General features: G+C 62.8%; 21 protein-coding genes. 5 read left to right on the top strand and 16 right to left on the bottom strand.

The genetic code is table 11. The features are described from left to right. Position 1 precedes the first annotated feature (1 nt). Genes QAT43_RS05420 through QAT43_RS05410 form a run of 3 tightly spaced genes read right to left on the bottom strand, consistent with a single transcriptional unit; the run spans position 2 to position 3,447 of the window. Positions 2 to 1,654, bottom strand: coding sequence for a putative manganese-dependent inorganic diphosphatase (locus QAT43_RS05420; protein WP_305042030.1), 1,653 nt, complete (start codon positions 1,652 to 1,654; stop codon positions 2 to 4). A gap of 48 nt (positions 1,655 to 1,702) precedes the next feature. Next, complete coding sequence (locus tag QAT43_RS05415; RefSeq protein ID WP_305042029.1) at positions 1,703 to 2,503, bottom strand: DUF3108 domain-containing protein; 801 nt, start codon at positions 2,501 to 2,503, stop codon at positions 1,703 to 1,705. Beyond that, positions 2,500 to 3,447, bottom strand: a complete 948-nt coding sequence (locus QAT43_RS05410; protein WP_305042028.1) for a calcium/sodium antiporter — start codon at positions 3,445 to 3,447, stop codon at positions 2,500 to 2,502. Before QAT43_RS05410 ends, QAT43_RS05415 begins: the two co-directional genes overlap by 4 nt. Before the next feature lie 197 nt (positions 3,448 to 3,644). Here QAT43_RS05410 and QAT43_RS05405 point away from each other — a divergent pair, with 197 nt between their 5' ends. Continuing rightward, on the top strand, positions 3,645 to 3,938 hold the full coding sequence (locus QAT43_RS05405; RefSeq protein ID WP_442900212.1) for an ArsR/SmtB family transcription factor: 294 nt from the start codon (positions 3,645 to 3,647) through the stop codon (positions 3,936 to 3,938). Next, the gene (locus tag QAT43_RS05400; protein WP_305042026.1) at positions 3,935 to 5,110 is read left to right on the top strand and encodes a class I SAM-dependent rRNA methyltransferase; all 1,176 of its coding nucleotides are present in this window, start codon (positions 3,935 to 3,937) and stop codon (positions 5,108 to 5,110) included. The genes QAT43_RS05405 and QAT43_RS05400 overlap by 4 nt, the downstream gene beginning before the upstream one ends. Positions 5,111 to 5,138: 28 nt before the next feature. Here the strand turns inward: QAT43_RS05400 and QAT43_RS05395 are convergent, their stop codons facing one another. The 4 genes from QAT43_RS05395 to QAT43_RS05380 are packed head-to-tail and all read right to left on the bottom strand — an operon-like array spanning position 5,139 to position 8,726. Then, the gene (locus tag QAT43_RS05395) at positions 5,139 to 5,942 is read right to left on the bottom strand and encodes a methyltransferase domain-containing protein (RefSeq protein ID WP_305042025.1); all 804 of its coding nucleotides are present in this window, start codon (positions 5,940 to 5,942) and stop codon (positions 5,139 to 5,141) included. After that, positions 5,939 to 6,742, bottom strand: a complete 804-nt coding sequence (locus QAT43_RS05390) for an alpha/beta fold hydrolase (RefSeq protein ID WP_305042024.1) — start codon at positions 6,740 to 6,742, stop codon at positions 5,939 to 5,941. Before QAT43_RS05390 ends, QAT43_RS05395 begins: the two co-directional genes overlap by 4 nt. Then, positions 6,739 to 7,911, bottom strand: coding sequence for an 8-amino-7-oxononanoate synthase (bioF, locus tag QAT43_RS05385; RefSeq protein WP_305042023.1), 1,173 nt, complete (start codon positions 7,909 to 7,911; stop codon positions 6,739 to 6,741). The genes QAT43_RS05390 and bioF overlap by 4 nt, the downstream gene beginning before the upstream one ends. Beyond that, the gene (locus tag QAT43_RS05380) at positions 7,911 to 8,726 is read right to left on the bottom strand and encodes a 6-carboxyhexanoate--CoA ligase (protein WP_305042022.1); all 816 of its coding nucleotides are present in this window, start codon (positions 8,724 to 8,726) and stop codon (positions 7,911 to 7,913) included. The genes bioF and QAT43_RS05380 overlap by 1 nt, the downstream gene beginning before the upstream one ends. Positions 8,727 to 8,885: 159 nt before the next feature. On the opposite strand from QAT43_RS05380, the gene ccsA reads away from it, so the two are divergent. From ccsA to QAT43_RS05365, 3 genes are all read left to right on the top strand, one after another. Continuing rightward, a complete protein-coding gene (gene ccsA / locus QAT43_RS05375) occupies positions 8,886 to 9,689 on the top strand; it encodes a cytochrome c biogenesis protein CcsA (protein WP_305042021.1) in 804 nt (267 codons plus the stop codon). A gap of 178 nt (positions 9,690 to 9,867) precedes the next feature. Beyond that, complete coding sequence (locus QAT43_RS05370; protein ID WP_305042020.1) at positions 9,868 to 10,914, top strand: cytochrome c biogenesis protein ResB; 1,047 nt, start codon at positions 9,868 to 9,870, stop codon at positions 10,912 to 10,914. Positions 10,915 to 11,064: 150 nt separating this feature from the next. Continuing rightward, a complete protein-coding gene (locus QAT43_RS05365; protein WP_305042019.1) occupies positions 11,065 to 11,499 on the top strand; it encodes a response regulator transcription factor in 435 nt (144 codons plus the stop codon). A gap of 37 nt (positions 11,500 to 11,536) precedes the next feature. Here the strand turns inward: QAT43_RS05365 and QAT43_RS05360 are convergent, their stop codons facing one another. From QAT43_RS05360 to QAT43_RS05320, 9 genes are all read right to left on the bottom strand, one after another. Then, a complete protein-coding gene (locus QAT43_RS05360) occupies positions 11,537 to 12,862 on the bottom strand; it encodes a sigma-54-dependent transcriptional regulator (RefSeq protein WP_442900213.1) in 1,326 nt (441 codons plus the stop codon). A gap of 128 nt (positions 12,863 to 12,990) precedes the next feature. Continuing rightward, positions 12,991 to 14,628 carry a two-component system sensor histidine kinase NtrB gene (locus tag QAT43_RS05355; RefSeq protein ID WP_305042017.1) on the bottom strand — a complete coding sequence of 546 codons (1,638 nt, stop codon included), beginning with the start codon at positions 14,626 to 14,628 and terminating at the stop codon, positions 12,991 to 12,993. Positions 14,629 to 14,642: 14 nt separating this feature from the next. After that, positions 14,643 to 15,860 carry a type II secretion system F family protein gene (locus tag QAT43_RS05350; protein WP_305042016.1) on the bottom strand — a complete coding sequence of 406 codons (1,218 nt, stop codon included), beginning with the start codon at positions 15,858 to 15,860 and terminating at the stop codon, positions 14,643 to 14,645. Positions 15,861 to 15,877: 17 nt separating this feature from the next. After that, a complete protein-coding gene (locus QAT43_RS05345) occupies positions 15,878 to 16,990 on the bottom strand; it encodes a type IV pilus twitching motility protein PilT (RefSeq protein WP_305042015.1) in 1,113 nt (370 codons plus the stop codon). An 82-nt stretch (positions 16,991 to 17,072) separates the two neighbouring features. Then, a complete protein-coding gene (gene pilB, locus QAT43_RS05340) occupies positions 17,073 to 18,773 on the bottom strand; it encodes a type IV-A pilus assembly ATPase PilB (RefSeq protein WP_305042014.1) in 1,701 nt (566 codons plus the stop codon). A gap of 80 nt (positions 18,774 to 18,853) precedes the next feature. Next, on the bottom strand, positions 18,854 to 19,732 hold the full coding sequence (gene aroE, locus QAT43_RS05335) for a shikimate dehydrogenase (protein ID WP_305042013.1): 879 nt from the start codon (positions 19,730 to 19,732) through the stop codon (positions 18,854 to 18,856). After that, positions 19,722 to 20,729, bottom strand: coding sequence for a bifunctional riboflavin kinase/FAD synthetase (locus QAT43_RS05330; protein ID WP_305042012.1), 1,008 nt, complete (start codon positions 20,727 to 20,729; stop codon positions 19,722 to 19,724). Before QAT43_RS05330 ends, aroE begins: the two co-directional genes overlap by 11 nt. A 12-nt stretch (positions 20,730 to 20,741) precedes the next feature. After that, positions 20,742 to 22,895 (bottom strand): ribonuclease R, encoded by a 2,154-nt coding sequence (gene rnr, locus QAT43_RS05325; RefSeq protein ID WP_305042011.1) that lies wholly within the window; start codon positions 22,893 to 22,895, stop codon positions 20,742 to 20,744. A gap of 16 nt (positions 22,896 to 22,911) precedes the next feature. Continuing rightward, on the bottom strand, positions 22,912 to 23,879 hold a 968-nt coding region (locus tag QAT43_RS05320; RefSeq protein ID WP_305042010.1), incomplete at its 5' end, for a DUF1015 domain-containing protein.

Genomic DNA, 23,879 nt, shown 5'->3' with positions numbered 1-23,879 from the left:
CTCAGACTCCTTTCAAAACCTTCAGCAGATGGGGCACCAACTGCTTCTTGCGCGAGAGCACCCCTTTGAGTTCGTAGATATTTTCCTCCACCTGGGGATAGCTGATGACATAGGGCAGTTCCTTGCCCCCCAGGGCCAGCAGCAGGCTGGTTTCCTGAACGATGTCGGTCACCAGCAGCCCGGCCACGTCGAGGTGCCGCTCGTCCTTGATACGTCCCAGGGTGTCCACGATGACGTCCTTCATGTTGTGGAATTCCTGAAAGCTCACCACCTCCACCTGCCCGACGCCGAACTTCTGCTCGCCGGCCTCGTATTCCTTGAAATCCGCCAGCACCAGATGGCGCGGCGAGGGATAGGCGGCCAGGGCGCTGCCGGCGGAAAAAATCCGCTTGCCGAAATCCTGGGGATCAAATCCCGACAGGCTTCCCAGCCAGGTCGCCAGTTCCCGATCGACGTCGGTGGTGGTGGGTGATTTGAGAATCACCGTGTCGGACAGCAGACCGGCCAGCATCAGACCAGCGGTCACCCGGTCGGGGACGATGCCGCTCTGCCGGTAAAGGCTGGCCACCACCGAACAGGTGCTGCCCAGAGGCTGGTTGATGAACCGAATGGGATGATCCGTGTGAAAATTGCCGAGGCGATGATGGTCGACGACCTCGATGATTTCCACCTTGTCGGCGCCGCTCACCGCCTGAGACAGTTCGTTGTGATCGACCAGGATCAGCTTGACTGGCGAGGGCCGCAGCAGATTGCTCTTGGTCGCCACCCCGCACACCCGCCCCTCGCCGTCAAGCACCACGGCCCCGGGGTCGCTGCTGTGCAGCAGCTTGAGGCGCAGATCGTCGAGGCGATCGAGAGCGCCGATAGAGATGAAATCGTCCTTGACCAGATGATGCACCGGGGTGGACAGACGGGTGAGCCAGCTGGTGGTGGCGGTGTCGAAAGGGGTGGAGAGAATCGTCACCTGATTGCGCATGCCCGCCTCAAGGATCTCCGGAGGGATGGGCAGACTGCCGGTCACAATGAGCACGCGCACGCCGAAATCGACGGCCTCCCGCAGGATTTTCAAACGGTCGCCCGTCACCAGGATCATGCCGCGCGGGTCCAGGCCCTCCATGCGTTGATGAAAAGTCGCCGAATCCATGGCGCCGACGTAGAGGTTGAGATTTTCAATGGCATCGCCATCCACCAGATTCAGGCCCTGGGCCTTGAGGCATTTCATGATGGAGGCGGGACTGGCCTGCACCCGGCGGATCTCCTTCTCCTCGCGCGGCACCAGGAAGCGCTCGGAGATTTTCTTGAGAAAAAGTGCACCCAGGGGCCGCTGGTCGGCATCGATCACCGGGAGCATGCGGATGCTGTGCAGATGAAAGAGTTCCAGTGCCCGGGACAGCGGCGCGTCCCAGGGCACGGTGACGACATGCTCGCCGAGCACGTCGCGCACGCGGGGATGCACGTCGGTCAACACCGGCGGCACCGGCAGGGCCAATTCCTCAAGCACGAATTCGGTCTGGCGATTGATGTTGCCCGCCCGCGCCGCCTGCACCCCCTGCAACCCTTGGGCGGACCGCAGACGGGCATAGGCCATGGCGCTGCAAATGGAGTCGGTGTCGGGATTCTTATGGCCGATCACGAAAATGGTTGAAGCGTTCATGAAAACTCCAGCAGGAACTCGTTAAGAAAAAAACTCAAGGGCGCTCTTTCATCTCTGACTGCCGCGCACATCACCCAGGCCGAGAACATTCTCGACGACGCCGCGAGCAGGCCGTCGCTGCCCGTCAAACCACACGAAAACCGCGCCGTCATCCGTGTCGAAGACTTCCTGATCGAGCTCGACCCGACAGAGCAGGCCCCCACGGGGGAAATGAGCGTGCCGCGGCCGCTCGGCCTCGCGGTAGACATCGACGAGGATATAGGAAGGCCCCTTGCGGCTGAAGGTGGGAATGCGGTAATGCCCCCCGGGCACGATGTCGCCGAAGTAACCGGCGCGAAAGTTATAGAAGGCGGTCAGCACGTCGTTGAAGAACCCTGATTCGGGCATCTCGAAAACTTCCCGGCTTTCCTGGCCGCGCTTAACCCTCTCACGGAAAATCTTCTGCTCCTCGTAGTCATACACATAGCGGCTGGTGCGATCCTCGCGATTCTTGCCGCGCCCCTTGCTGGCCTGGGACTCATAGACCAGGGAGCGCAGACGCCCGTCGGGCAGGCGCTCCATGAGGGAGCTGTGAACCTCGCTGCGGTCGCGCGTCACGGTCGCCGCCAGGCCGCGGGTATGGGCTTCGAGAACCGCGCGATAGGTCCCTTCTTTCTCTCCGGGAAAAAAACTCAGACGGGCTTCCGCCAGGCGGTTGAACCAGAGAAAGGCCACATCGTAGACATAGGATTCATTCATCATGGCGTCGAGGGGATCGACGGTCGTGGAGGACCAGGCCGCCGGCGGCGCGGCGAAGAGGCAAATCAGGAAAAAGACGACGGCAGGAACAAGACGACGAAGAGTTTTCATACGAACAGCACTCCGATAAACAGCAGATAGGCGACCAGCAACAGGGCGCCGCGCGGCCGGTCGAGCTTGCGGCCGCTCCACAAGAGCGGAATCAAGGCGACGCTGAAGGCCAGCATGACGGGCAATTCAAAACGCAACACCGAGGGATCCACGCTCAGCGGGCGGATCATGGGGCACACACCCAGGACGAACAACACGTTGAAGATGTTGCTGCCGATGACGTTGCCGACGCTCAGATCCATCTCGCCCTTCCAGGCGCTCACCACCGAGGCCGCCAGTTCCGGCAGGCTGGTGCCCACGGCGACCACCGTCATGCCGATGACCAGCTCGGAAATACCCAAAGCGGTGGCGATGATCACCGCCGAACGCACCATCAACTCGGCGCCGACGCCCAGCCCAACCATGCCCAGGGCAATAAAGAGCAGATTGCGCCGGCGTCCCTGCCCTTTCCCGCCGGCTTCCGATGCAACGTCCAGCTCATAGGGGACCTTGACCCGCGCGGTCTTGATGCAATAGGCCAGAAAAACCAGCAAAAACAGAAATAACACCAGACCATTGACGAAGCTCAGCACGCCGTCGAGACAAAAGACGTAAACCAGCAGGGAAGCCCCGATCATGAAGGGGATCTCCCGCGTCAGGGTGGCGCGCCCCACGGCCATGGGCAACAGCAGCGCCGCGATCCCGAGAATCAGACCGATGTTGGCGATGTTGGAACCGATGATGTTGCCGGCGGCCATGTCCGACGACCCCTTGACGGCCGCCAGCAGGGACACCATGAGTTCGGGCATGCTGGTGGCGAAGGCGACCACCGTCATGCCGACGATGAGCGGCCGCACCCCATAGGAAAAAGCCAGCTGGGAACTGCCGTTCACCAGGAATTCGGCCCCGTGGTAAAGAATGAACAGCCCGGCAAAAAACACCAGGACAGTAAAAAACATATCCATCTGCTGTCTCCCTGGGAGTTTCGGAGCCAAGGTTAAGCGATCCCCGCCGGGAGCGCAAGAGCCTATCGGCGCCGCCCTCGCCCCGGCCCAACCGGCTCACGGCGTCAGTCTTGACATGCAACCCTTGCAATAATAGAATTTTCCGAATTAATTATTGACCAGCCTCGTAAACATTTTCCTTGGAGATCCCTTCGGGCATGGAATTTGACAAAATGCAATCGTTTGACCGGCAAGCCGAAATCCTCAAGGTTCTCGGCCATCCGGTGCGACTGAAAATCGTTGCGGGCCTCATGTCCCAGAGCTGCAACGTCAAAAAAATCTGGGAATGTCTCAACCTGCCCCAGGCGACCGTGTCCCAGCACCTGGCGCTGCTCAAGAACAAGAACATCATCGAGGGGCGCCGCGACGGCGTCGAGGTGTTCTATCAGGTGGTTTCCGAGGAAGCCCGCCGTATCCTCAGCGTCCTGCTGGAAAGCGATGTCTGCAAGTGAACAGGATACTTCTCGCCCCCGGCCATGACCGCCGCCTGCGCGCGGGTCATCCCTGGGTGTTCAGCAACGAAATCGGGCGCATCGAGGGCCAACCCGCGCCCGGCGACGCCGTGACCGTCCATGGCCCCAAGGGAGATTGCCTCGGCACGGGCTATTACAATCCACGTTCGCTGATCGCGGTGCGCATGCTTTCGTCCCGCCCGGAGGAGATCGACTCCGCGGACTTCTTCCGCCGCCGCATCGCCCAGGCCCTGGATTACCGCCGCGCGATTTACGGCGACCTGGACGGGGTGCGTCTCGTCCACGGCGAAAGCGATTTGCTGCCCGGCCTGGTGGTGGATCGGTACGGCCCGGTCCTGTCCTTGCAGTTTCTTACCCTGGGCATGGAACGACGCCGCGACGCCATCCTCGCGGCCTTGCAGGATCTGCTGCACCCCGCGGCCGTGGTGGCGCGCAACGATGTGGGCGTGCGGGAACTCGAGGGTCTGCCCCAGGCGGTGGAGTTGCTGCGCGGCGAGCTACCGGCGGAGGTGATCGTTGGTGAAAATGGGCTGCGCTTTGCGGTGGACGTGCTGGGCGGCCAGAAAACCGGCCATTTTCTCGACCAGAAGGAAAACCACCAGGCCCTGCGTGGTCGGGTCGAGGGCGGACGGGTTCTGGATCTGTTCTGCTATTCGGGGGCCTGGGCGGCGCATGCCGCCAAGTACGGCGCGCGCGAGGTGCTCGGCATCGATATTTCCGCCGGCGCCCTGGCCCTGGCCCGGCGCAACGCCGAGCTCAACGGCTTCGCCGAGCGCTGTCGCTTCACCCAGGGCGATGTCTTCGATGTGCTGCGCGATCTGGCCGCCGCCGGCGAGCGCTTCGATACCATCGTGCTCGATCCGCCCGCCTTCGTGAAAAGCAAGAAACGCCTGACCGAAGCGGTGCGCGGCTACCTGACCATCAACCGCCGCGCCATGGAACTGCTGGCACCGGGCGGTTTTCTTTTCACCTGCTCCTGTTCCTACCACATGGAGCGCGAGCTCTTCCTCGACACCCTGCGCCAAGCCGCCACCAAGGCCGGTCGCTGCCTGCGCCTCATCGAAGTCCGCGGCCAGGCCCTGGATCACCCGGTGCTGCTCGCCTGCCCTGAAACCGACTACCTTAAGTGCGTCATCCTGCAAGCGCTGTAGGGGCGAACCGCGTCCGCCCGGGGCGCACCTACGAATCCTTCCTCGCCAAGCCGTAGATCACTTCATAGGTGGCCGGGATTTGCCCGTCGCGGGCGAAATCCGCGCGGTAAATCTCGTTCATGCGCTGCATGACCTGCCGCGAGGCCAGTCCCGCGGGGCGCCGGTCGCTGGCGTTCTGGGCGCCGATTTTTTTCAGGGTGCGCAGCAGATCAGCGGGCGTCGGATGCCATTCCACCTCGTTCTCGCTCCACAGCCGCGCCACGCGAAAACCACCGGACGCCAAGGCGGCGGCCACCTCATCGCGGCTCGGGAATTCCTGGACATGGGACCGGTCGGCGCCCTTGACTTCGGCAACCGCCCGGCGGTGCGAGGTGCGCAGCTCATGCAGGGTTCCCGCGCCGAACAGAGCAAAGGCGAACAAGCCCTGATGGACGAGCACCCGACGGGCTTCGCCAAAGGCTTGCGGCAGATCGTTCATCCATTGATAGACCGAGGCGGACAGGACCGCCGCGAAAGTCCCGGCGGCAAACGGCAGGGCCTGGGCATCGGCATCGACCGCCAGGGCGCCGGGCAGGCTCGCCGCGGCATGGCGCGTCATGCCGGGTGCCAGGTCACAGATCACCAGCGACAGAACGGCGTCGCGCTCACGCAGGCAGCGGGCCACCTCGCCGGTGCCGGTTCCCACATCGAGCACCGGCCCGTCCTGCGGAAGCGGCCAGGCCTGGGCCACCAGGCGCGCGGCGACAACTTTCTGTACTCGAGCAAAGCGATCGTATTCCTCGGCATGACAGGAAAAATGCTCCCGCACCTGGGTCAGGGATACCGCGCTCATTGCAGAAACTCGCGCCAGAGATTCAGGGTCTGTTCAGGCCGGCTGAGAAAAGGGGCGTGCCCCGCTTCCGCCAACTCGCACCAGCGCGCCGCGCTGATCGCTTGCGCCAGGAAACGTCCGGCCGCCACTGGAACAATCCGATCCTCGCGGCCGTGCACAACCAGCGTCGGACAGGCGATGGCGCCGAGTTGCGCGCGTAAATCCGCCTCCTGCAGGGTTTGCAGGCCCCCAAGGGCGGCATCCAAGTCCGGCAACCGACCAGCCCGCACCGCGAAATTCAGAATCCGCAGGTAACGTTCCCGTGAAATTTCCCCGGCGCCAAACTGCATGTTGAAGAAATCTCCCAGGGTCTTTTCGTAGGCGCGCTGCGCGTTGCGACTCAGGGTGCGCACTTGCGCGGCGGGCAAACCCTGATGCCAGTCGGCGCAGGTCGTGAAACGCGGGGTGGTGGCGATGAGCAGCAGGCGTCCGATGCGCTCGGGCATGGCCTGGGCCAGCCGCAGCGCCACCTGCCCGCCCAGGGACCAGCCGCCCAGGGCAAAGGTGTCCAGCCCCAGGCTCTCGACCAGGCCCCGCACATCGGTCGCGAAGTCGTCCAGGCCGTACCCCTCGGCCGGAGCGGAATAACCGTGGCCGCGCAGATCGGGGGCCAGAACGCGAAAGTCCCGGGCCAACTCCGGTATGACCTCGCTGAACGCGGCCGATGACTGGGCCCAGCCATGCAGCAAAACCAGCAGCGGGCCCTGCCCGGCGTCGCGATAGGCCAGGCGGCGGCCGTCGGCGAGCGTCAGGGTGTTCATGGCTGCGCCCGCAGGACTTCGAGGAGGGTTTCGGCCGCCGCGGCCAACTCCTGGGGATCATGATCGCTCATGACCGTGGCGCGCAGGCGGCAGCGCCCCTCGGGAACCGTCGGTGGACGGATGCCTTGCAGAAAAATCCCGCGTTCGAGCAGGGCCCTCGCGGCGGCCATGGTCGGCTGCGGCGCGCTGGTGAGGATCGGTAGAATTTGCGTCGTGCTGCCGCACAGATCCAGACCCGCCGCGCGCAGGGGCGCGGCAAAAACCTCACGGTTGTGCTCCAGGCGTTCCCGCCGACTGCGCCCTTCCTCCGAATCCACCAGATCAAAAGCCGCCAGGGCTGCCGCCAGAACCGCCGGCGGCAGGCTGGTGGAAAAAATGAAAGGCCGCGACCGATTGACCAGAATGTCGATGATGGGCCGCGAGGCGGCCAGAAAAGCGCCGAAGCCCCCCAGCGCCTTGCCCAGGGTGCCCATGTGCAGATCGATGCGCGCCAGACAGCCCAGCGCCTCGCCGCTGCCGCGGCCGGTTGCGCCGAGCGCGCCCGTACCGTGGGCGTCGTCGACCATGAGCAGGGCGTCATAGCGCTCCTTGAGCGCGGCCAGCTCGGACAGGGGCGCCAGATCACCGTCCATGCTGAACACCCCGTCGGTCACGATGAACCAGCGGCCGCGCCGCGCCGGTTGCGCGCGGCGCATCAACCCTTCGAGGGCATCGACATCGCCGTGGGGATACACCAGCGTGCGGGCGCGGGACAGGCGGCAGCCGTCGATGATGGAGGCATGGTTGAGGGCGTCGGAGAAGATCAGGTCGTCGGGCCCCGCCAGGCCCTGCAGGATGCCAGTGTTGGCGGCATAACCCGAATTGAACACGAGAGCTGCCTCGGTGCCCTTGAAAGCGGCAATGCGCGCTTCGAGCTCCGCGTGCAGGGCCAGGGAGCCCGACACCAGGCGGCTGGCGCCGCTGCCCGCGCCGAATTCCAGGGCGGCATCGGCTGCGGCGCGGGCCAGGCGGGGATGACCGGCCAGGCCCAGGTAGTTGTTGGAACACAACAGCAACACCTCGCGCCCGTCCAGCAGCACGCGCGGCCCTTGGGCGCCCTCCAGGGTGCGCAGGGAGCGCAGCATCCCCGCGCGGTCAAGATCCGCCAGCTCCCGGCGATAGTTCTCCATCACCGCGGCTCCCGAGGCGGATAGACGGCGCCGACGGCATCGGCGAGAAACACCTGATGCTCCAGAAAGGCGATCAAGGCCGCCAGATCCACCCGCGCCTCATCGACGAAAAACACCCGACCGCCCCGCTCATCGCCTGCCGGCTTGAGTTCGGTGAGGCGCACATAGCCCAAATCCGCTGAGGCCACGTAGCCGGTGGTGTAATCGGGATCATCCGACCAGCAGAGTTCCGCCACCACACCCGGAGCGGCCAGAACCTTGGCGGCAAGCACCAGGGCCTCGCGCACCTGCGGGCGGTCCAGACCACAAGCGGCGAGGTCGGCGCGCAGACGCTCCTCGGCTTGGGGCGAGAGATCCATGCGTGTCACGCGCACGCCGCGGGCGGCATCGGGTTCCAGGCGCCGGCCGCTCGTGGCCCCGACCAACATGGCGCCGCGCATGCTCCGGCCATCCGGGGCCGCGCCCCGCGCCAGGCAATGGATGGCAAAAACGGCCGCCGCGCTAGACACGCCGGCCTTTGCCAGCAACTCCGCGGCGAGGGCGCGCCCGGTGGAGAAATCCGAAACCTGCAGGGTGGTCACCGCGGGCAAGCGTCCGCGCACCACCGATGCCGGATCGACCCGATCGACGGCCAGGCGCAGACCCTCGGCGCATCCGCGCGGATGGACAAGGGCCCGGCGCACCAGGACGGCGGCGGTTTCCTCGATCCGGTCCGCCGACACCAGCCGCTCGGCGCCGCACAGGTGGGCACCGGCACGCTCGGCATGCATGCGCACGCTGTAAAGTTCATCGCTCATGGGCTGGAAAATTAACATGCGACCCCAGCCTTGTCAACCAACCAGAAACACAGGGTTAACAAGAAAATCGGCATGCGACGGGCCGGAAAAACTTTTCCGGGCATCAAGGTTGTGATACCCTCGGAGCGTTTTTCAGCAAGTTCAGCACCTATCCAAAGAGGAGACCTGACCGCCATCATGCTCAATCCCGATTCGGTGCTCCTGCTCCAGGGAGCCCTGGGCCTCTACCTGGCCGCTGCCCTGGTGCAGTTCTTTTTGCTCGGCGGCGAGCGGCGCGCCTTGCGGCGCGGCGCCCTAGCCCTGACCGGCCTGGCCTTCGCCCTGCAAACCCTGTATTTGGCCGCCGCCTGGGTGCAGGCGGGCTACCTGCCCGTGACCAATCTGTTTTCCACGCTGTTTTTCTTCAGCTGGGCCATGGGCGGCACCTTCCTTTATTTCGAGTTGCGCTACCGCATCGGCGCCGCAGGGCTGTTCGTCCTCGGCGTCACGATGCTGCTGCTGGTGGGCGCCTTGCGCCGCGGGCCGATGATTTCGCCCTTGATTCCGGCCCTCGACACGCCTTTGTTCACCATGCACGTGGCCTTTTCCTTCATGGGCTATGCCCTATTCGCCATGGCCTTCTCCGTGGCCGTCGCCTATTTGCTGCCCGGCTTCCTGCGCCCGCCGAGCATGCCGCCGCGCGACCTGCTGCGTCGCCACAACGAGGAAGCCATCCTGCTGGGCTTCGTGTTTTTCTCCCTGTGCATGATCAGCGGCAGCATCTGGGCCTATGTCGCCTGGGGCTACTGGTTCTCCTGGAACATCAAGGGCGTCTGGTCGTTTATCGTCTGGCTGTTCTACGCCGGCATGTGCCACGCCAAATTCGTGCGGCGCTGGCAGGGCGAAGGCTACGCCCTGCTCTCCATCGCCGGGTTTTTCGTGGTGCTGTTCACCTACCTCGGCATCGGCCTGCTGCTGCAGAGCAACCATCCCCTCGAATAGACCCTGGTGTCCCGTGCGGCTAGTCTTGTCTTCAAATTCCGGCTATTTTTGGCGCTGCCTGCGTTGCGCCAACTTGACTTAGCGCACGGCTAGGCCTGCGTTGACGACGCCTTGACAGCACCCAAAATATCTCAGAATTATTTGACATGACTAACCACACGGGACACTAGCGATGCTTATGAAAGAGAAAATCTGGGACTGGCTGACTTCCCTCAAACTGGCCATCGTGCTGGCGTCCCTCGCAACCCTGGTGATCATGGCCGGCTCGTTGATCATGCACTACCACCCGCGCCTGTTCGGCGACCTGGATGCCGTGACCCTCGGCCAATGGTATCCCCAGGCCGCGCGCCAGGCCCCTTTGCATACCCTGTGGATGCCCCTGGCCGCCCTGCTGCTCCTCGCCTTCGGCGTCAACACCCTGTGCTGCCTGGTCGACTGGCTGGCCAGATTACGTAGCCGGTGGCGCAAAACCGGCGAATATCTCATCCACTTCGGCTTCTGCCTGCTGCTGGCGGCTTTCTTTTGGGGACATCTGGCCGGATACCGGACCGCCGGGAACGTCCTACCTGTCGGCGAGACCCTGGCTCTGAGCGGCCATCCCGGGTTGAGTCTGCGACTTGATGATTTTCGCCCGGTCTTCGACCAGACCGGACGTCGCCCCTTGGACATGATCAATCACCTGACCCTGCTCGACGGCGAGCGCGAACTTGCGCGCAAGGAGGTACGGACCAACCACCCCCTCATGCACCGCGGCCTAGTCATTTTACCGGCGAGCTTCGGCCAGGAGGCCACCGGCTTTCGCGTCCTTGTTCCCGGCCAGGGAACGGTCGACTTGCACAGGGGTGCCGAGATCCGCCTGCCGGAGGGCAAGACGTTGACTGTCCTGGACTTTCTGCCCTCCGCCCGGCGCATGGGCGACCGGATGGTTCCCATGGGCGGCCTGACCAACCCCGCTCTGCATCTGCGTCTCGCCGGGGCCGGCGAAACCCTCTGGCAGGGTTGGTATGTCCTGCGCGAAGGCGTGCCGCAGGAACTGGTTCGGCAAGGAGCCGCGCTGCGTCCCTCCGAGCCGCTTTACCGGACCTATTCGATCCTGACCATTAATTACGATCCGGGAGCGCGCATTGCGCTCGTCGGCGGACTGGCCATGTGCGCCGGGGTGAGCATCTGCATTTTTTCCTATTACGCCAAGCGCCGCCGCCAGGATCACCCCGATATTGTCTAATTTCCGCCGAGCGCGGATATCTCCACGTTTTTTGTCCGCTTTTTTGTGGAAACGCCAAGGATTTTCTGTTAAGATTCGCCCGTTTTTTAATGAACAGCCTAGATGCCGACAAGCTTTTCAAACCTGTCGGCCCAGGGAGAACAAGACACGATGCAGGCCAAGATTCTTTGCGTGGAAGACGACCCGGGCATTCTGACCCTGCAACTGACCCTGCTCCAGCGCCTCGGCTACCAGACCCTGGCCGCCAGCAACGGCCTTGAGGCCTACGACATGATCCTGCAGGAACGCCCCGACGCCGTGGTGCTCGACGTCATGCTGCCCGGCTGCGATGGCTTCACCCTCGCCCACAAAATCCGCCGCACCGAGGAAATCAAATCCACGCCCGTGGCCTTCGTGTCCGCCAAAAGCGACCTCGGCGACTACCGCCAGGGATTTCGCTGCGGCGGCCAGGTCTACCTCGCCAAACCCTTCACCGCCAAAGCCCTCCAGGTCGCCGTGGAAAGTCTGCTCCAGCAGGACAAATCTCGCCCGGCCCCCGTCAAAAAAACAGCCGCCGCGCCCATATCGCGCAAGCGGCTGTTCTAAAGGTTCTGTAGACAATTTCGTCCGCCCTGCCCGCGGACTACTCCTCGTCATCCGGTGAAATGCCGAATTTCGCCAGTCTATAGCGAATCGAGCGAAAAGAGATGCCGAGCAATTCGGCGGCCTTCTTGCGCACCCCGCCGGTTTTTTCCAAGGCTTTCTGAAGAATTTCCTGTTCGATGGCGCCGAGATAGGCATCGAGATCGAACCCGCTGTCGGGAATCTCGAGACCTGTTCCCAGGGTTTCGCCACCTCCGGCTTGCGCCGCCTGCAACGGCAGGGGCAGGGCCTGGGCGGTCAGTCTGTCCGCAGCCCCCAGCACCACGCAGCGCTCGATGACGTTTTCCAGTTCACGGATGTTGCCCGGCCACCGGTATTCCAGCAACCGCCGCATGGCCGCTTCCTCGATCTGGAAGCCTTCGCGCCCGGTCAGCTTCTGATAAAGATGCTCGACCAGCAGGGGAATGTCTTCCCGGCGTTCGCGCAGGGGGGGCAATTCGATGCGAATGACATTGAGTCGATAGAAGAGATCCTCGCGAAACGCCCCGCTTTTGACCTCCACCTCCAGATCCTTGTTGGTCGCCGCGATCACCCGCACGTCGCAACGGATGTTCTTGGTTCCGCCGACCCGGCGAAATTCCCGTTCCTGAATCACGCGCAGCAGCTTGACCTGCATCATGGGCGGCAACTCGCCGATCTCATCGAGAAACAGGGTGCCCAGGTTGGCCACCTCGAACAGCCCCTGCTTCTGGCTGATGGCGCCGGTGAAGGAACCTTTCTCGTGGCCGAAGAGTTCGCTTTCGAGCAGATTTTCTGGTATGGCCCCGCAGTTGATGGGAATAAAGGGCATGTCGCGGCGGTCGCTGTTGTAATGGATGGCCTTGGCGACCACTTCCTTGCCCGTGCCGCTTTCGCCGGTAATGAGCACGTTGGCCCGCGTGGCGGCGACCTTTTCAATCAGATCGTAGAGTTCCTGCATGCAGCGGCTCTGCCCGATCAGCCCGCCCAGGGACTGGCGCCGCGCGCCCTCGGCTTGGTGCCGGCGGCTTTCCTGACGCAGGGTGCGCCGCTCCAGGGCGTTGCGCACGATGATGCGGATCTCCTCGTTTTTAAACGGCTTGGTGATGTAGTCGTAGGCGCCCTGCTTCATCGCCTCCACCGCTTCCTCCGTGGACGAAAAGGCGGTAATCATGATCATGACCGTATCCGGCGAGGTTTCCCGCACATGGCGCAACAGCTCGAAACCGCCGACGCGCGGCATCTTGATGTCGCTGATGATCAGATCGTAGGCTTGATCCTTGAGGCGCGCCAATGCCTGGGCGCCGTCGGCGGCCGCCTCGACCCGGTAGCCTTCGCGATGCAACATGATGGACAGCACCTCGCGCAGGCTTTCCTCGTCATCGACGATCAGTATGCGAAAATCCTTGATGTCCAAGCGATCTCTCCCTATCACTGATTCCCCAGGAACCACCAAGGGCGCGTCGCCGCGCGCCCTCAGGTCCGGGTTGATTTGTCCGGTAGGCGGATTACGAAACGGGCTCCGCCCCCTTGGCCTTGCGTCAATTCAATCTCCCCACCGTGGGCGGAAACGATGGCATGCACCATGGCCAGACCCAGACCGCTGCCCGTGTCCTTGGTGGTAAAAAACGGCTCGAAAATCTTCGGGCGAACCTCGGATGCGATACCCGGGCCGTTATCCTCGACCCAGATTTTTCCCTCGACGGCGCCCAAGCGCAACACGCCTTGGCCCTCCATGGCCTCGGCGCCGTTGATCACCAGGTTCCACAGGGCTTGGCGAAACTGGCGACGGTCGATATTCAGCCAAACCTGCGCGGCGTATTGCCTGTGTATCTCTATAGCAGAAAAACGCTCATCCGCCATGAGCAGGTCGGCAAGTTCATCGAGCAGCGCCGCGACATTGACCGGCTCGGGCTGGGGCGACTGCGGACGAGCGTAGAGCAGAAAATCGGTGAGCAGCGCCCCGAGACGGTCGGCCTCGCGCACGACGATGCGCATCAGACGCTTGTCGTCCTCGCTGTACCGGCCCCCTTCCATGAGCAACTGCACCGACCCGCTGATGGAGGCCAGGGGATTGCGGATTTCATGCGCCATGCCCGACGCCAGCCTGCCCACCGCCGCTAGTCGATCAGCCTGTTTGAGCCGATCCTCCATCCCCTTGATCTCGCTCAAATCCTGAAAAGTGACGAGCAATCCGAGGATCTGCTGGTCGCGATCGCGCAGGTAAGTGGCGTCGTAGCCGATGACATGACTTTTCCCCTGCCGGTCGATCAATTGACCTTCCCCGCGGCTGACCAGGCGAATCTGGCCGTCAAAAACCGCAAGACCCGGAAACACCTCGCGGATATCCCGATCGTAGACCTCTTCAAGTCCGTAGCCGGTGATCTTGCTCCCCGCCGCGTTGAAAGATCGGATACGCCCCTGGGAGTTGACGATCAGCAGTCCGCTGCCGATATTGGCGAGCAGGGTGCGGTTGAGATTTTCCAACTCTTCATAGTCGATCCGGCGCAGTTCCAGGGCTTCCTCGCTGCGGCGCAACCGCTCGCTGAGGGTGCCGCTGAGCAGGGCGGTCAGGAAAAACGCCAGGACATTGATGAACACGGCGTAAAATACCGTGCGCACATCGATATCCACCGGAAAGGGCAGGCCGCCGAGCAGCGGCAGGAGTTCGAAATATTGCAGATCCAGCAGACTGCCGTAGAGAATCGACGCTGCGGCGGCGACCACCAGGGCATCGCGGCGGGTCAACAAGAAGGCGCTGCTGATGATGACCAGGATATACAGGAAGGAAAACAGGCTCTCGATGCCGCCGCTCAGGTAAATGAGCAGGGTGACGAACACCAGGTCCCAGATGATCTGCGCCTGGGTGAAGGTGCGAAAGCGCGAGAGGCGGCGCAGCACCACGGCGGAAACCAACGCCTGGGCGTAGGACAGAGCGACCAGCAAAGAGAGATAGTCGGCGGCCTTTTGGGAGGGCACCCCGCGCCCGGTGAGCTGGTAGAGGATCGCCCCGCCGAGAAACAGGGTGATGACCACCACGCGGAAAAACAGAAACCAGCTCAACTGCGAACGGGTCGGCTCAGGCCGACCCGTCGCGGGGGATGTCGCATCCATGGGAAAAAACCGTTTCAGCCGCCGACCGTTCCGGCAAGTTTGAAGATGGGCAGATACATGGCGATGACCAGGCCGCCGACGGTGGTGCCGAGAAACAGCATGAGCAGCGGTTCGAGCATGGCGGTCAACGCCGCCACGGCGTCATCGACCTCATCGTCATAGAAATCGGCGATTTTATTCAGCATGGTGTCGATGGCGCCCGATTGCTCGCCGACGGAAATCATCTGGCACACCATGGGCGGAAACACACCGGACTTTTCCAGGGGCTCGGCGATGGTCTTGCCCTCGCTGATGCTCTGGCGCACCTTGTAGATGGCGGTTTCCACCGTCTTGTTGCCGGCGGTCTTGGCGACGATGTCGAGACCGTCGAGGATCGGCACGCCCGAGGAAATCATGGTGCCCAGGGTGCGGGTGAACTTGGCCACCGCGGCCTTGCGGATCAAGGGGCCGAATATGGGCAACTTGAGGGCCCAGTCGTCGATGCGGGCGCGGCCCTTCTTGGTGCGGTAGATCCGCTTGAACAGAAAAACCAGCAAAATGAAGCCGCCAATGATCGCCAGGATGTAATCCTGCACGAAATTACTCATGTTGATGACGATCTGGGTGGGCGCGGGCAGCGCACCGCCGAAATCGGCGAACATGGATTCGAAGGCGGGAATGACGAACACCAGGATCACGGCGATGACGATGAAGGCGATGCCCACCACCGTGGCCGGATAGGTCATGGCGCTCTTGATTTTCTTCTTGAGCTTGAGGGCTTTTTCGATGTAGGCGGCCAGGCGGTTGAGAATGGTGTCGAGAATACCGCCCACCTCGCCGGCGGCGACCAGGTTGACGTAGAGTTCGTCAAAAGCCTTGGGATGCTTTTTCAGGGAGTCGGCAAAGGTCGAACCCGCCTCCACATCCTCCTTGACCTGCACCAGGATTTTCTTGAAGGTCTTGTTGTCCTGCTGGCGGCCGAGGATGTCGAGGCACTGCACCAGGGGCAGGCCGGCATCGATCATGGTGGCGAACTGGCGGGTGAAGACCACCAGATCCTTGGTGGTGATGCGCGGCTCCATGCCGGGGATCTTGAGGTCGCGATCGAGGCCCTTGCCGCGCTCCTTGATTTTTGACGGCATGATCCCCTGGCGGCGCAGGGTCGCGGTGACGGCCGCCTCGTTGGGGGCTTCCATCTCGCCTTTCTGCGTGGCGCCGGCACGGGTTTTTCCTTCCCAGGCAAATTTGGCCATGGCTTATCCTCGCTCCCTCAGGCCCGCGCCGCCGCGGCAGGGTTCATGCGCTTGAGCACGGCGCTGGGATTGGCGATCATCTGACGCAGCTCATCGGGATCGGAGGAGCGCCCGACGGCGTCATCCAGGGTGATGTGCCGCTGATGATAGAGCATGAACAAAGACTGGTTCATGGTCTGCATGCTGAATTTTTCCTGCCCCATCTGCATCTGTGAATAAATCTGATGCACCTTGTCCTCGCGGATCAGGTTGCGGATCGCGGGGTTGGGCACCATGATCTCCAAAGCCAGCACCCGCCCGCGCCCGGAGGCCTTGGGGATCAGGGTCTGGCTGAGCACGCCCTCAAGCACGAAGGAGAGCTGGGCGCGCACCTGGGTCTGCTGGTTGGTGGGGAACACGTCGATGACGCGGTTGATGGTCTGCACGCAGCCGTTGGTGTGCAGGGTGGCGAAGCACAGATGGCCGGTCTCGGCGATGGTCAGGGCGGCCTCGATGGTTTCGAGGTCGCGCAACTCGCCGAGCAGCACCACGTCCGGATCCTGGCGCAGGATGTGCTTGAGCGCCTTCTTGAAGGACGCCGTGTCGGCGCCGACCTCGCGCTGATTGACCAGGCACTTTTTGTGCGGGTGCAGATACTCGATGGGATCCTCGATGGTCATGATGTGTTCCTGGCGCTCGCTGTTGATCAGGTCGATCATGGAGGCCAGGGTGGTCGACTTGCCGCTGCCCGTGGGGCCGGTGACCAGCACCAGGCCCCGGGGTTTGCGCGAGATGTCCTTCACCACCTGGGGCAGGCCGAGTTCCTCGAAGGTAAGGATCTTGTAGGGGATCAGGCGGAAAGCCCCGGCCACGGCGCCGCGCTGCATGAAGAGATTGCCGCGGAAGCGCGACAGGCCCTTGACACCGAAGGAAAAGTCGAGCTCGTTGTCTTCCTCGAACTTGCGCTTCTGCGCGTCGGTGAGAATGCTGTAGCACAGTTGCTTGGTCTCCGCCGGGGTCATGGGCGGCAACTTGGTCGGCATCACCTTGCCGTCGATGCGCAACTGCGGCGGCGTGCCGGTGGAGATATGCAGGTCCGAAGCCCCCTGCTCGACCATGGTTTTGAGCAACTGATGAATATTGGCAGACATAGGATTCCCCCGAATTCAGATTCGTAAATTTCCCTGGTACACATCCCCCTCCATCCCCCTTCGGCAAAGGGGGAAAAACCGATCAATCGTCCGCGATGGTGCAGCGCAGCACTTCCTCGAAAGAGGTCATGCCCTCCTTGAGCTTGGTCAGCGCCGATTGGCGCATGGTCTTGACCCCCAGGCGCATGGATTCGCGCTTGATCTCGGCGGTGTTGGCCCCGGCCAGAATCATTTCGCGGATTTCCTCGAACATGGGCATGACCTGATACAAGCCGACACGGCCGCGATAGCCGGTGTTGTTGCAATTGTTGCAGCCGCGCCCTCTATAGCAGATGTAACTGTCGACCTCCTCGGCGGGAACCCCGGCCTCGATGAGGGCCTGCTTGGGGATGTCCTCCATCTCGCGGCACTCGGGACACACCCGCCGCGCCAGACGCTGGGCCGTGATGAGGTTGACCGCCGAGGCCACCAGGAAGGGTTCGATGCCCATGTTGAGCAGACGGTTGATGGTCGAGGGCGCATCGTTGGTGTGCAGGGTCGAAAGCACCAGATGGCCGGTGAGAGCGGCCTTGACGCCAATCTCCGCCGTCTCGAAGTCGCGGATCTCGCCAATCATGATGATGTCGGGGTCCTGGCGCAGAAAGGCGCGCAGGGCGGTGGCGAAGTTGAGGCCGATTTCCTCGTGCATCTGCACCTGGTTGATCCCGGCGAAGTTGAATTCGACGGGATCCTCGGCCGTGGAAATGTTTTCCGTGGTCTTGTTGAGTTCGGCCAGCGCCGAATAAAGCGACACCGTCTTGCCCGAGCCCGTCGGCCCGGTGACCAGCACCATGCCGAAAGGCTTGTGGATCTCGCGCTTGAACCATTCCAGGGCTTGGGGCTCGTAGCCGAGCTTGGTCATGTCGAGCTGCAGGTTGCTCTTGTCGAGCAGACGCAAGACCACTTTCTCGCCGAACAGGGTGGGCAGGCAGTTGACGCGAAAGTCCATGTCCTTGCCGCCCGGCAGCTTGATCTTGATGCGCCCGTCCTGCGGCAGGCGGCGCTCGGCGATGTCCATTTCCGACATGATCTTGAGGCGCGAGATGATGGCGTTCTTGAGCTTCATGGGCGGCTTCATCACTTCGTAGAGCACGCCGTCGATGCGGTAACGCACGCGAAAGGTCTTTTCGTAAGGTTCGATATGGATATCCGAGGCCTTTTTCTTGATGGCGTCGGTGAGGATCAGGTTGACCAGCTTGACCACGGGCGCGTCTTCCGTGGCCTTCTCCAGCGCCGCGACATCGACGTTTTCATGCTCGTCGACCACTTCCAGGTCGATGTCGTCGAGATCCTCCATGACGTCGGCCAGGGACTGGCTCTGGTCGTAATAGCGGTCAATCGCCGCCTTGATGGCCGTTTCCGCCGCCACCACGACCTCGATGTTATAGCCGGTCATGAACTTGATGTCGTCGATGGCGAAAATATTGGAGGGATCGCTCATGGCCACGATCAGGGTGGCGCCGGCGCGATTGACGGGAACGACCTGGTATTTCTGCGCGATTTCCGGAGGGATCAGGCGAACGATGGCCGGTTCGATGTCGAATTCGTCGAGATTGATGGAGGGAACGCCGTACTGCTTGGACAAAAAGGCGGCCAGTTCGCCGTCATGCAGAAAACCCAGCTTGATCAGGCTGGCACCCAGCCGCCCGCCACCCGCTTTCTGGTCTTCCACCGCCTTGGCCAGCTGATCGCTGGTGATCAGCTTGTTGCGAACCAGAAGCTCTCCGAGTCGATTGCTGGTCATGGCTGGCAAAACACTCCCTGGAACGGATCTTGAAATAGAATTTATAATAAATTTTTAACTTCTAAATGTCAAGGCGGGCGTCATTTGTCAGTCAATTCGGCCAAAAGCCGGGCTTTCATAACGCCGAAAGGCGGCTTTTGTCCAGTCCAAAGAAAAAAGGCCCGCTCGCCCTGGCCCGCCAGCATGCCCAAGCCATCGGTGACCAGATGGCCGCGCGCCCGAGCCTCATGGTACAGGGGCGTGCCGCCGCGGCGATAAACCATGTCGCAAACCGGGGCGCAGGGCGCAAGCGCTTGCCAGGGCAGGGAAATGTCCTCGCCGTGCAGACCCAGGCTGGTGGTGTTGACCAGCAGATCGACCGTCGATAGGGCCCTCGCGAGCTTCTCGTCCGCGTCCTGGGTGGACAAGGGCAGGACTGCAAAGGCCGTGCCTGGGAAGTGCGGGGCGAAATGGTCCACCAGGGCTTGAGCACGGGAGAGACTGCGATTGGCCAATCCGATCCAGGCCGCGCCCCCCGCGGCCAGCGCCGCCAGCGCCGCGCGGCAGGCACCGCCGGCGCCCAGCAACAGAACTCGCCGCCCCGCCGGTGCGAAACCCAGGTCGCCGCGCAGGCTTTCCAGCAGACCCTCGCCGTCGGTGTTGTACCCGCACAGGCGCCCTGCGCGATGGACGATGGTATTGACCGCGCCGATCAGCCGGGCCGCTTCGTCGACCTCATCCAGCAACGCCATGACCGCTTCCTTGTGCGGCACGGTCACATTGACGCCCCAGATGCCGAGATGCCGCAGGCCGGCAACGGCACCGGGCAATTGCTCCGGCCTCACATGAAAGGGTACATAGACGGCGTCGATCCCCGCCTCGCGCAGGGCGGCGTTCTGCATCAGGGGCGAGAGGGAATGGGCGACAGGATCGCCGAAGATGCCGAGGATGCGGGTGGAGCCGGAGATGTCAGTTGTCATTTGTCCGCTGTCCGTGGTCCGTTGTTTCTTTCCTCTCGCATTCGCCCAGGTAGTCGCGGTAGGCGATGATGGGGGCGTTGGCGAGAATTTCACGGGCGCGGGCGATGTCGGCGGTAATGGCCGCGCGGAGATCCTCGATGCTTTTGAAGCGCTGCTCGGCGCGCAGCCGATCGAAGAAATACAACCGTAGTGACTCGCCGTAGAGATTGCCCGTGAAATCGAGGAGGTGGACTTCGATGCTCAGGGCATCGCCGCCGAAGGTGGGTTTGCGGCCGATGTTGGCGACGGCGTCATGGGTGTGGCCGCCGTGGAGCGCCTTGACGGCGTAGACCCCCGCCGCCGGCAGCAATTCCTTGTCCGTGGCCAGGTTGGCGGTGGGGAAGCCCAGGCTCGTGCCTCGATGGTCGCCATGCACCACCCGCCCCTCCAGGGTGAAATGACGGCCGAGCAACGCGACCACCTCGCGCACCTCGCCCTTGCTCACCAGTTCACGAATCCGCGTCGAACTGTAAACCGCTTGCCCCTGCGCGATGGGCGCCATGACTTCGACCTCGAAACCGTATTCCTGGCCCATTTTCCTGAGAAGATCGGCATCGCCCGAGCGGCCCCGGCCGAAGCGATAATCGTAGCCCACGACGATCCGTCGCACGCCGACGCGCTCGACCAGAATCCGCCTGACGAACTCTTCCGGCGTCAGCGCCGCCAAATCCCGGGTGAAGGCCGGACATAGAAACACATCGATGCAGGAGGCGGCAATCAGTCGCACCTTTTCTTCGTAGGTATTGATCAGGCGCAGTTCCTGGTGAGGCGCCAAAACCCGCAGGGGATGGGGCCAGAAGGAAAAAACCACGGCGGTGCCGCCCGCTTCCCGGGCCCGATGCACCACGCGGCGAAAAATCTCGCGGTGCCCGAGGTGCACCCCGTCGAAGTTGCCGAGGGTGACCACGGCATGACGAAAGGGCTGTTCAATATTGGAGAGATCGTTGATGACCTGCATGAAACGTCGAGCTCAAGGGGCCGGGGACGGGTCAGCGACCTCGGTCAGGGCAAAATCGATTTGCCGCCGATCCAGATCGACATGTTCGACGCGCACCCGCACTTTGTCACCAATCTGGAAGATGCGCCGACTGTATTCGCCGACCAGCCGATGGCGTTCTTCCTCGAAGTGATAGAAATCGTCGCCCAGGGAAGAGACCCGCACCAGTCCTTCCACGAAAAACTCTTGCAGTTCGACGAAAAAGCCATAGGCCTGGACGCCGGAAACGATGCCGGCAAACGTCTCGCCCAGGTGCCGTTCCATGAACTGACACTTTTTCAGGGCGACGATGTCGCGTTCCGCCTCCATGGCGCGCCGCTCGCGGGCCGAGGTCAACTCGCCCATTTCCGGCAAGATTTCCGCAAGCCGCTGTTTGTCTTTTTCCGGCAGACCCTTTTTGACCAGGGCGCGACGCAGCACGCGGTGCACCACCAGGTCGGGATAACGGCGAATGGGTGAGGTAAAGTGACAGTAATCGTCCGCCGCCAGGCCGAAATGCCCAACATTCTCGGGCGAATAGCAGGCTTGCTTCATGGCGCGCAGCATCACCTGGTTGATCATGCGTTCCTCGGGGCGCCCGGCGATGTCTTCCAGCAGTTTCTGCAAGTCGCGCGGCGTCACCTGCCCCTGGCGGACGGGCAGGCTGAGATTGAAATGGCGCAGCAGTTCCTGGAACTGCTGAATTTTCTCGGCGGAGGGCGGCTCGTGCACACGGTAGAGCAGCGGCACCTCGAGCCCGCCGAGATAGGAGGCCACGGCTTCATTGGCCGCGAGCATGAATTCCTCGATGAGACGGTGGGCGAAATAGCGCTCGCCGCGCACGATGTCCTCGATGTTTCCCTGCAAATCCAGAACGATCTCCGCCTCGGGCAGATCAAAATCGATACTGCCGCGCCGCCGGCGGCGCTCCTGCAGGCGTTCGGCCAAGGTCTTCATGACCAGCAAATGCGGATGGATCTCGGCGTGGCGGGCAATTTCCGCCGCATCGCCGGTTTCGATCATGGCCCGCACCTGGGTATAGGTCAGGCGCGCGCGACTGCGAATTACCGCGGGATAACAACGACGTTCCAGCCGCGCGCCATCACGATCGAAGAGCATCTCGGCGGTCAGCGCCAGGCGCTCGACGTTGGGATTCAAGGAACAGATGCCGTTGCTCAGGCGCTCGGGCAGCATGGGGATGCAGCGCCCGGGAAAGTAGACGCTGGTGCCGCGCAGATAGGCCTCGCGATCAATGACATCGCCCTCGCGCACATAATGCCCGACATCGGCAATGGAGACCCACAAGCGGATGCGCCCCTGCCCCTCGTCGCGCACCGCCACGGCATCGTCGAAATCCTTGGCGGTTTCACCGTCGATGGTGACGGTGACCAGTTCGCGCAGATCCTCGCGCCCAACCAGCTCTTCCGGCCGCACCTCCTCGGGAATCTCGCTCGCCGCAACCAACACCTCGGTGGGAAAGCGATGGGGCAGGCCGTGCTGGTGAATGATGGTCAGCACTTCGACCTCGGGATCGCCGGCCTCGCCGAGCACCTCGATCACAGTGCCTTCGGGGTTGCGGTTCTTGCTGGGGAAGGTATCGAGGCGCGCCACCACGATCTGGCCGGGGCGGGCCTTGCCGCGGGCGTTGCGGGGGATGAAGATGTCCTGCCCAAGGCGCGGATCGGACGGAACCAGATAGGCGAATTTACGACTTTGCTCGAAACGGCCCACCACCGTCTGGTGGGCACGGTTCACCACCCGCACGATGCGCCCCTCGGGCTTGTCGCCGCGCAGGCCCCGCTCCACCCGCACCGCCACCTGATCGCCGTGCATGGCCTCGCGGGCAAAGCGTGCGGGAATGAAAATGTCCTTCCCCTCCGCGTCAGCGCTGCTGACAAAGCCGTAACCGTCGCGGTGCATGCTGATCGTACCGGTGACCAGATTGACCTTGCGCGGCAGGGCGAAACGCCCGCCCTTGAGCTGCACCAGCGCGCCGCGTTCCACCAGGTCATCAAGCAGGGCGCGCAAGCGCTTGCGATCGCGGCGGCCCACGCCGAGGTGCCGCGCCACGTCCTCGGAGGCCAGAGGAAAGCGGGCATTTTTCTCGAAAAATTCCAGCAGCCGTTGAACGTTCAGTTCAGCGCTCATGACGGATTCCGGTGGCTCAGCACGCCGGGAAATCAGCGACCGACTCACCCTCCACGATGGGGTTGATGACCAACCCGCTGAGCAGCTTGGGATAGAAGTAGGTGGATTTCTGCGGCATCTTCTCTCCGGCGTTGGCCACGTCGCGCACTTCGGACATGCGCGGCGGGTTCATCAGGAATGCCGCCTGGAATTCGCCCGAGAGCACCGCGTCAAAGGGCTCGTCGAAATTCTTGACGTATTTGAGGTGGGTCTGCTTTTCCTGGGCCTCGGGACTGATCTTGAGCAGATCCTCGAAAATCAGGCGGTGCAAAATGGAGACATCGAGGGTACGCAGAGCCTTGGGGCTCTTCTCGTCAAAAAAGCGATCCATGATCCGGTCGTTCTTCAAAACCAGGTAATGAATCTGGCCGCCGCCGCCGAACAGTGCCAGGGCATGGGCCTGGCGGCCTTTTTCCTTGAGCTTTTCCCGCACCGCCCGCCGAGCAGTGGAGCTTCTGCCGTCGACATCGACGGTCTCGATCTCGAAAAATTCCCCGAGGGCATCCAGCAGTTGGGGAATGTTCAAGCTGTCCAGCCCATGGAGCAGGCGATGGGTGGGGAAAATCAGCATGCCCTTGTCATCCATGTTGGAAAAATACATGAGCACGTAATTGAAAAGTTCCTTGCCCGTGTAGCCGGGATGCTTCTCGCGCATCTCGTTGCGGTAGTTGATGGCCGTCTCGTAGCGGTGATGGCCGTCGGCGATGAACAGCGGCTTGTTATCGATCAAACATTGGGTCTTGGCGATCAGGCTAGGATCGCTCACCTGCCAGAGACGGTGCTTGACTCCGTCGCCGTCAACCACGTCGATATCCGGGGCGCGTTCGCGCTCCTTGCGGTTGAGGGATTCCAGCACGCAGCAGCTGTCGCTGTAGATGGAGAAGATCGGGCTGAAGTTGGCGGCGCAGGCGCGGGTCAGGTTGAGGCGGTCGGTTTTGGGCCCCG

This window comes from Geoalkalibacter sp. (assembly GCF_030604225.1).
Classification (GTDB): domain Bacteria; phylum Desulfobacterota; class Desulfuromonadia; order Desulfuromonadales; family Geoalkalibacteraceae; genus Geoalkalibacter.
The sequence above is the reverse complement of the archived record's forward strand: the minus strand, read 5'-3'. Positions and strand labels throughout refer to the sequence as shown.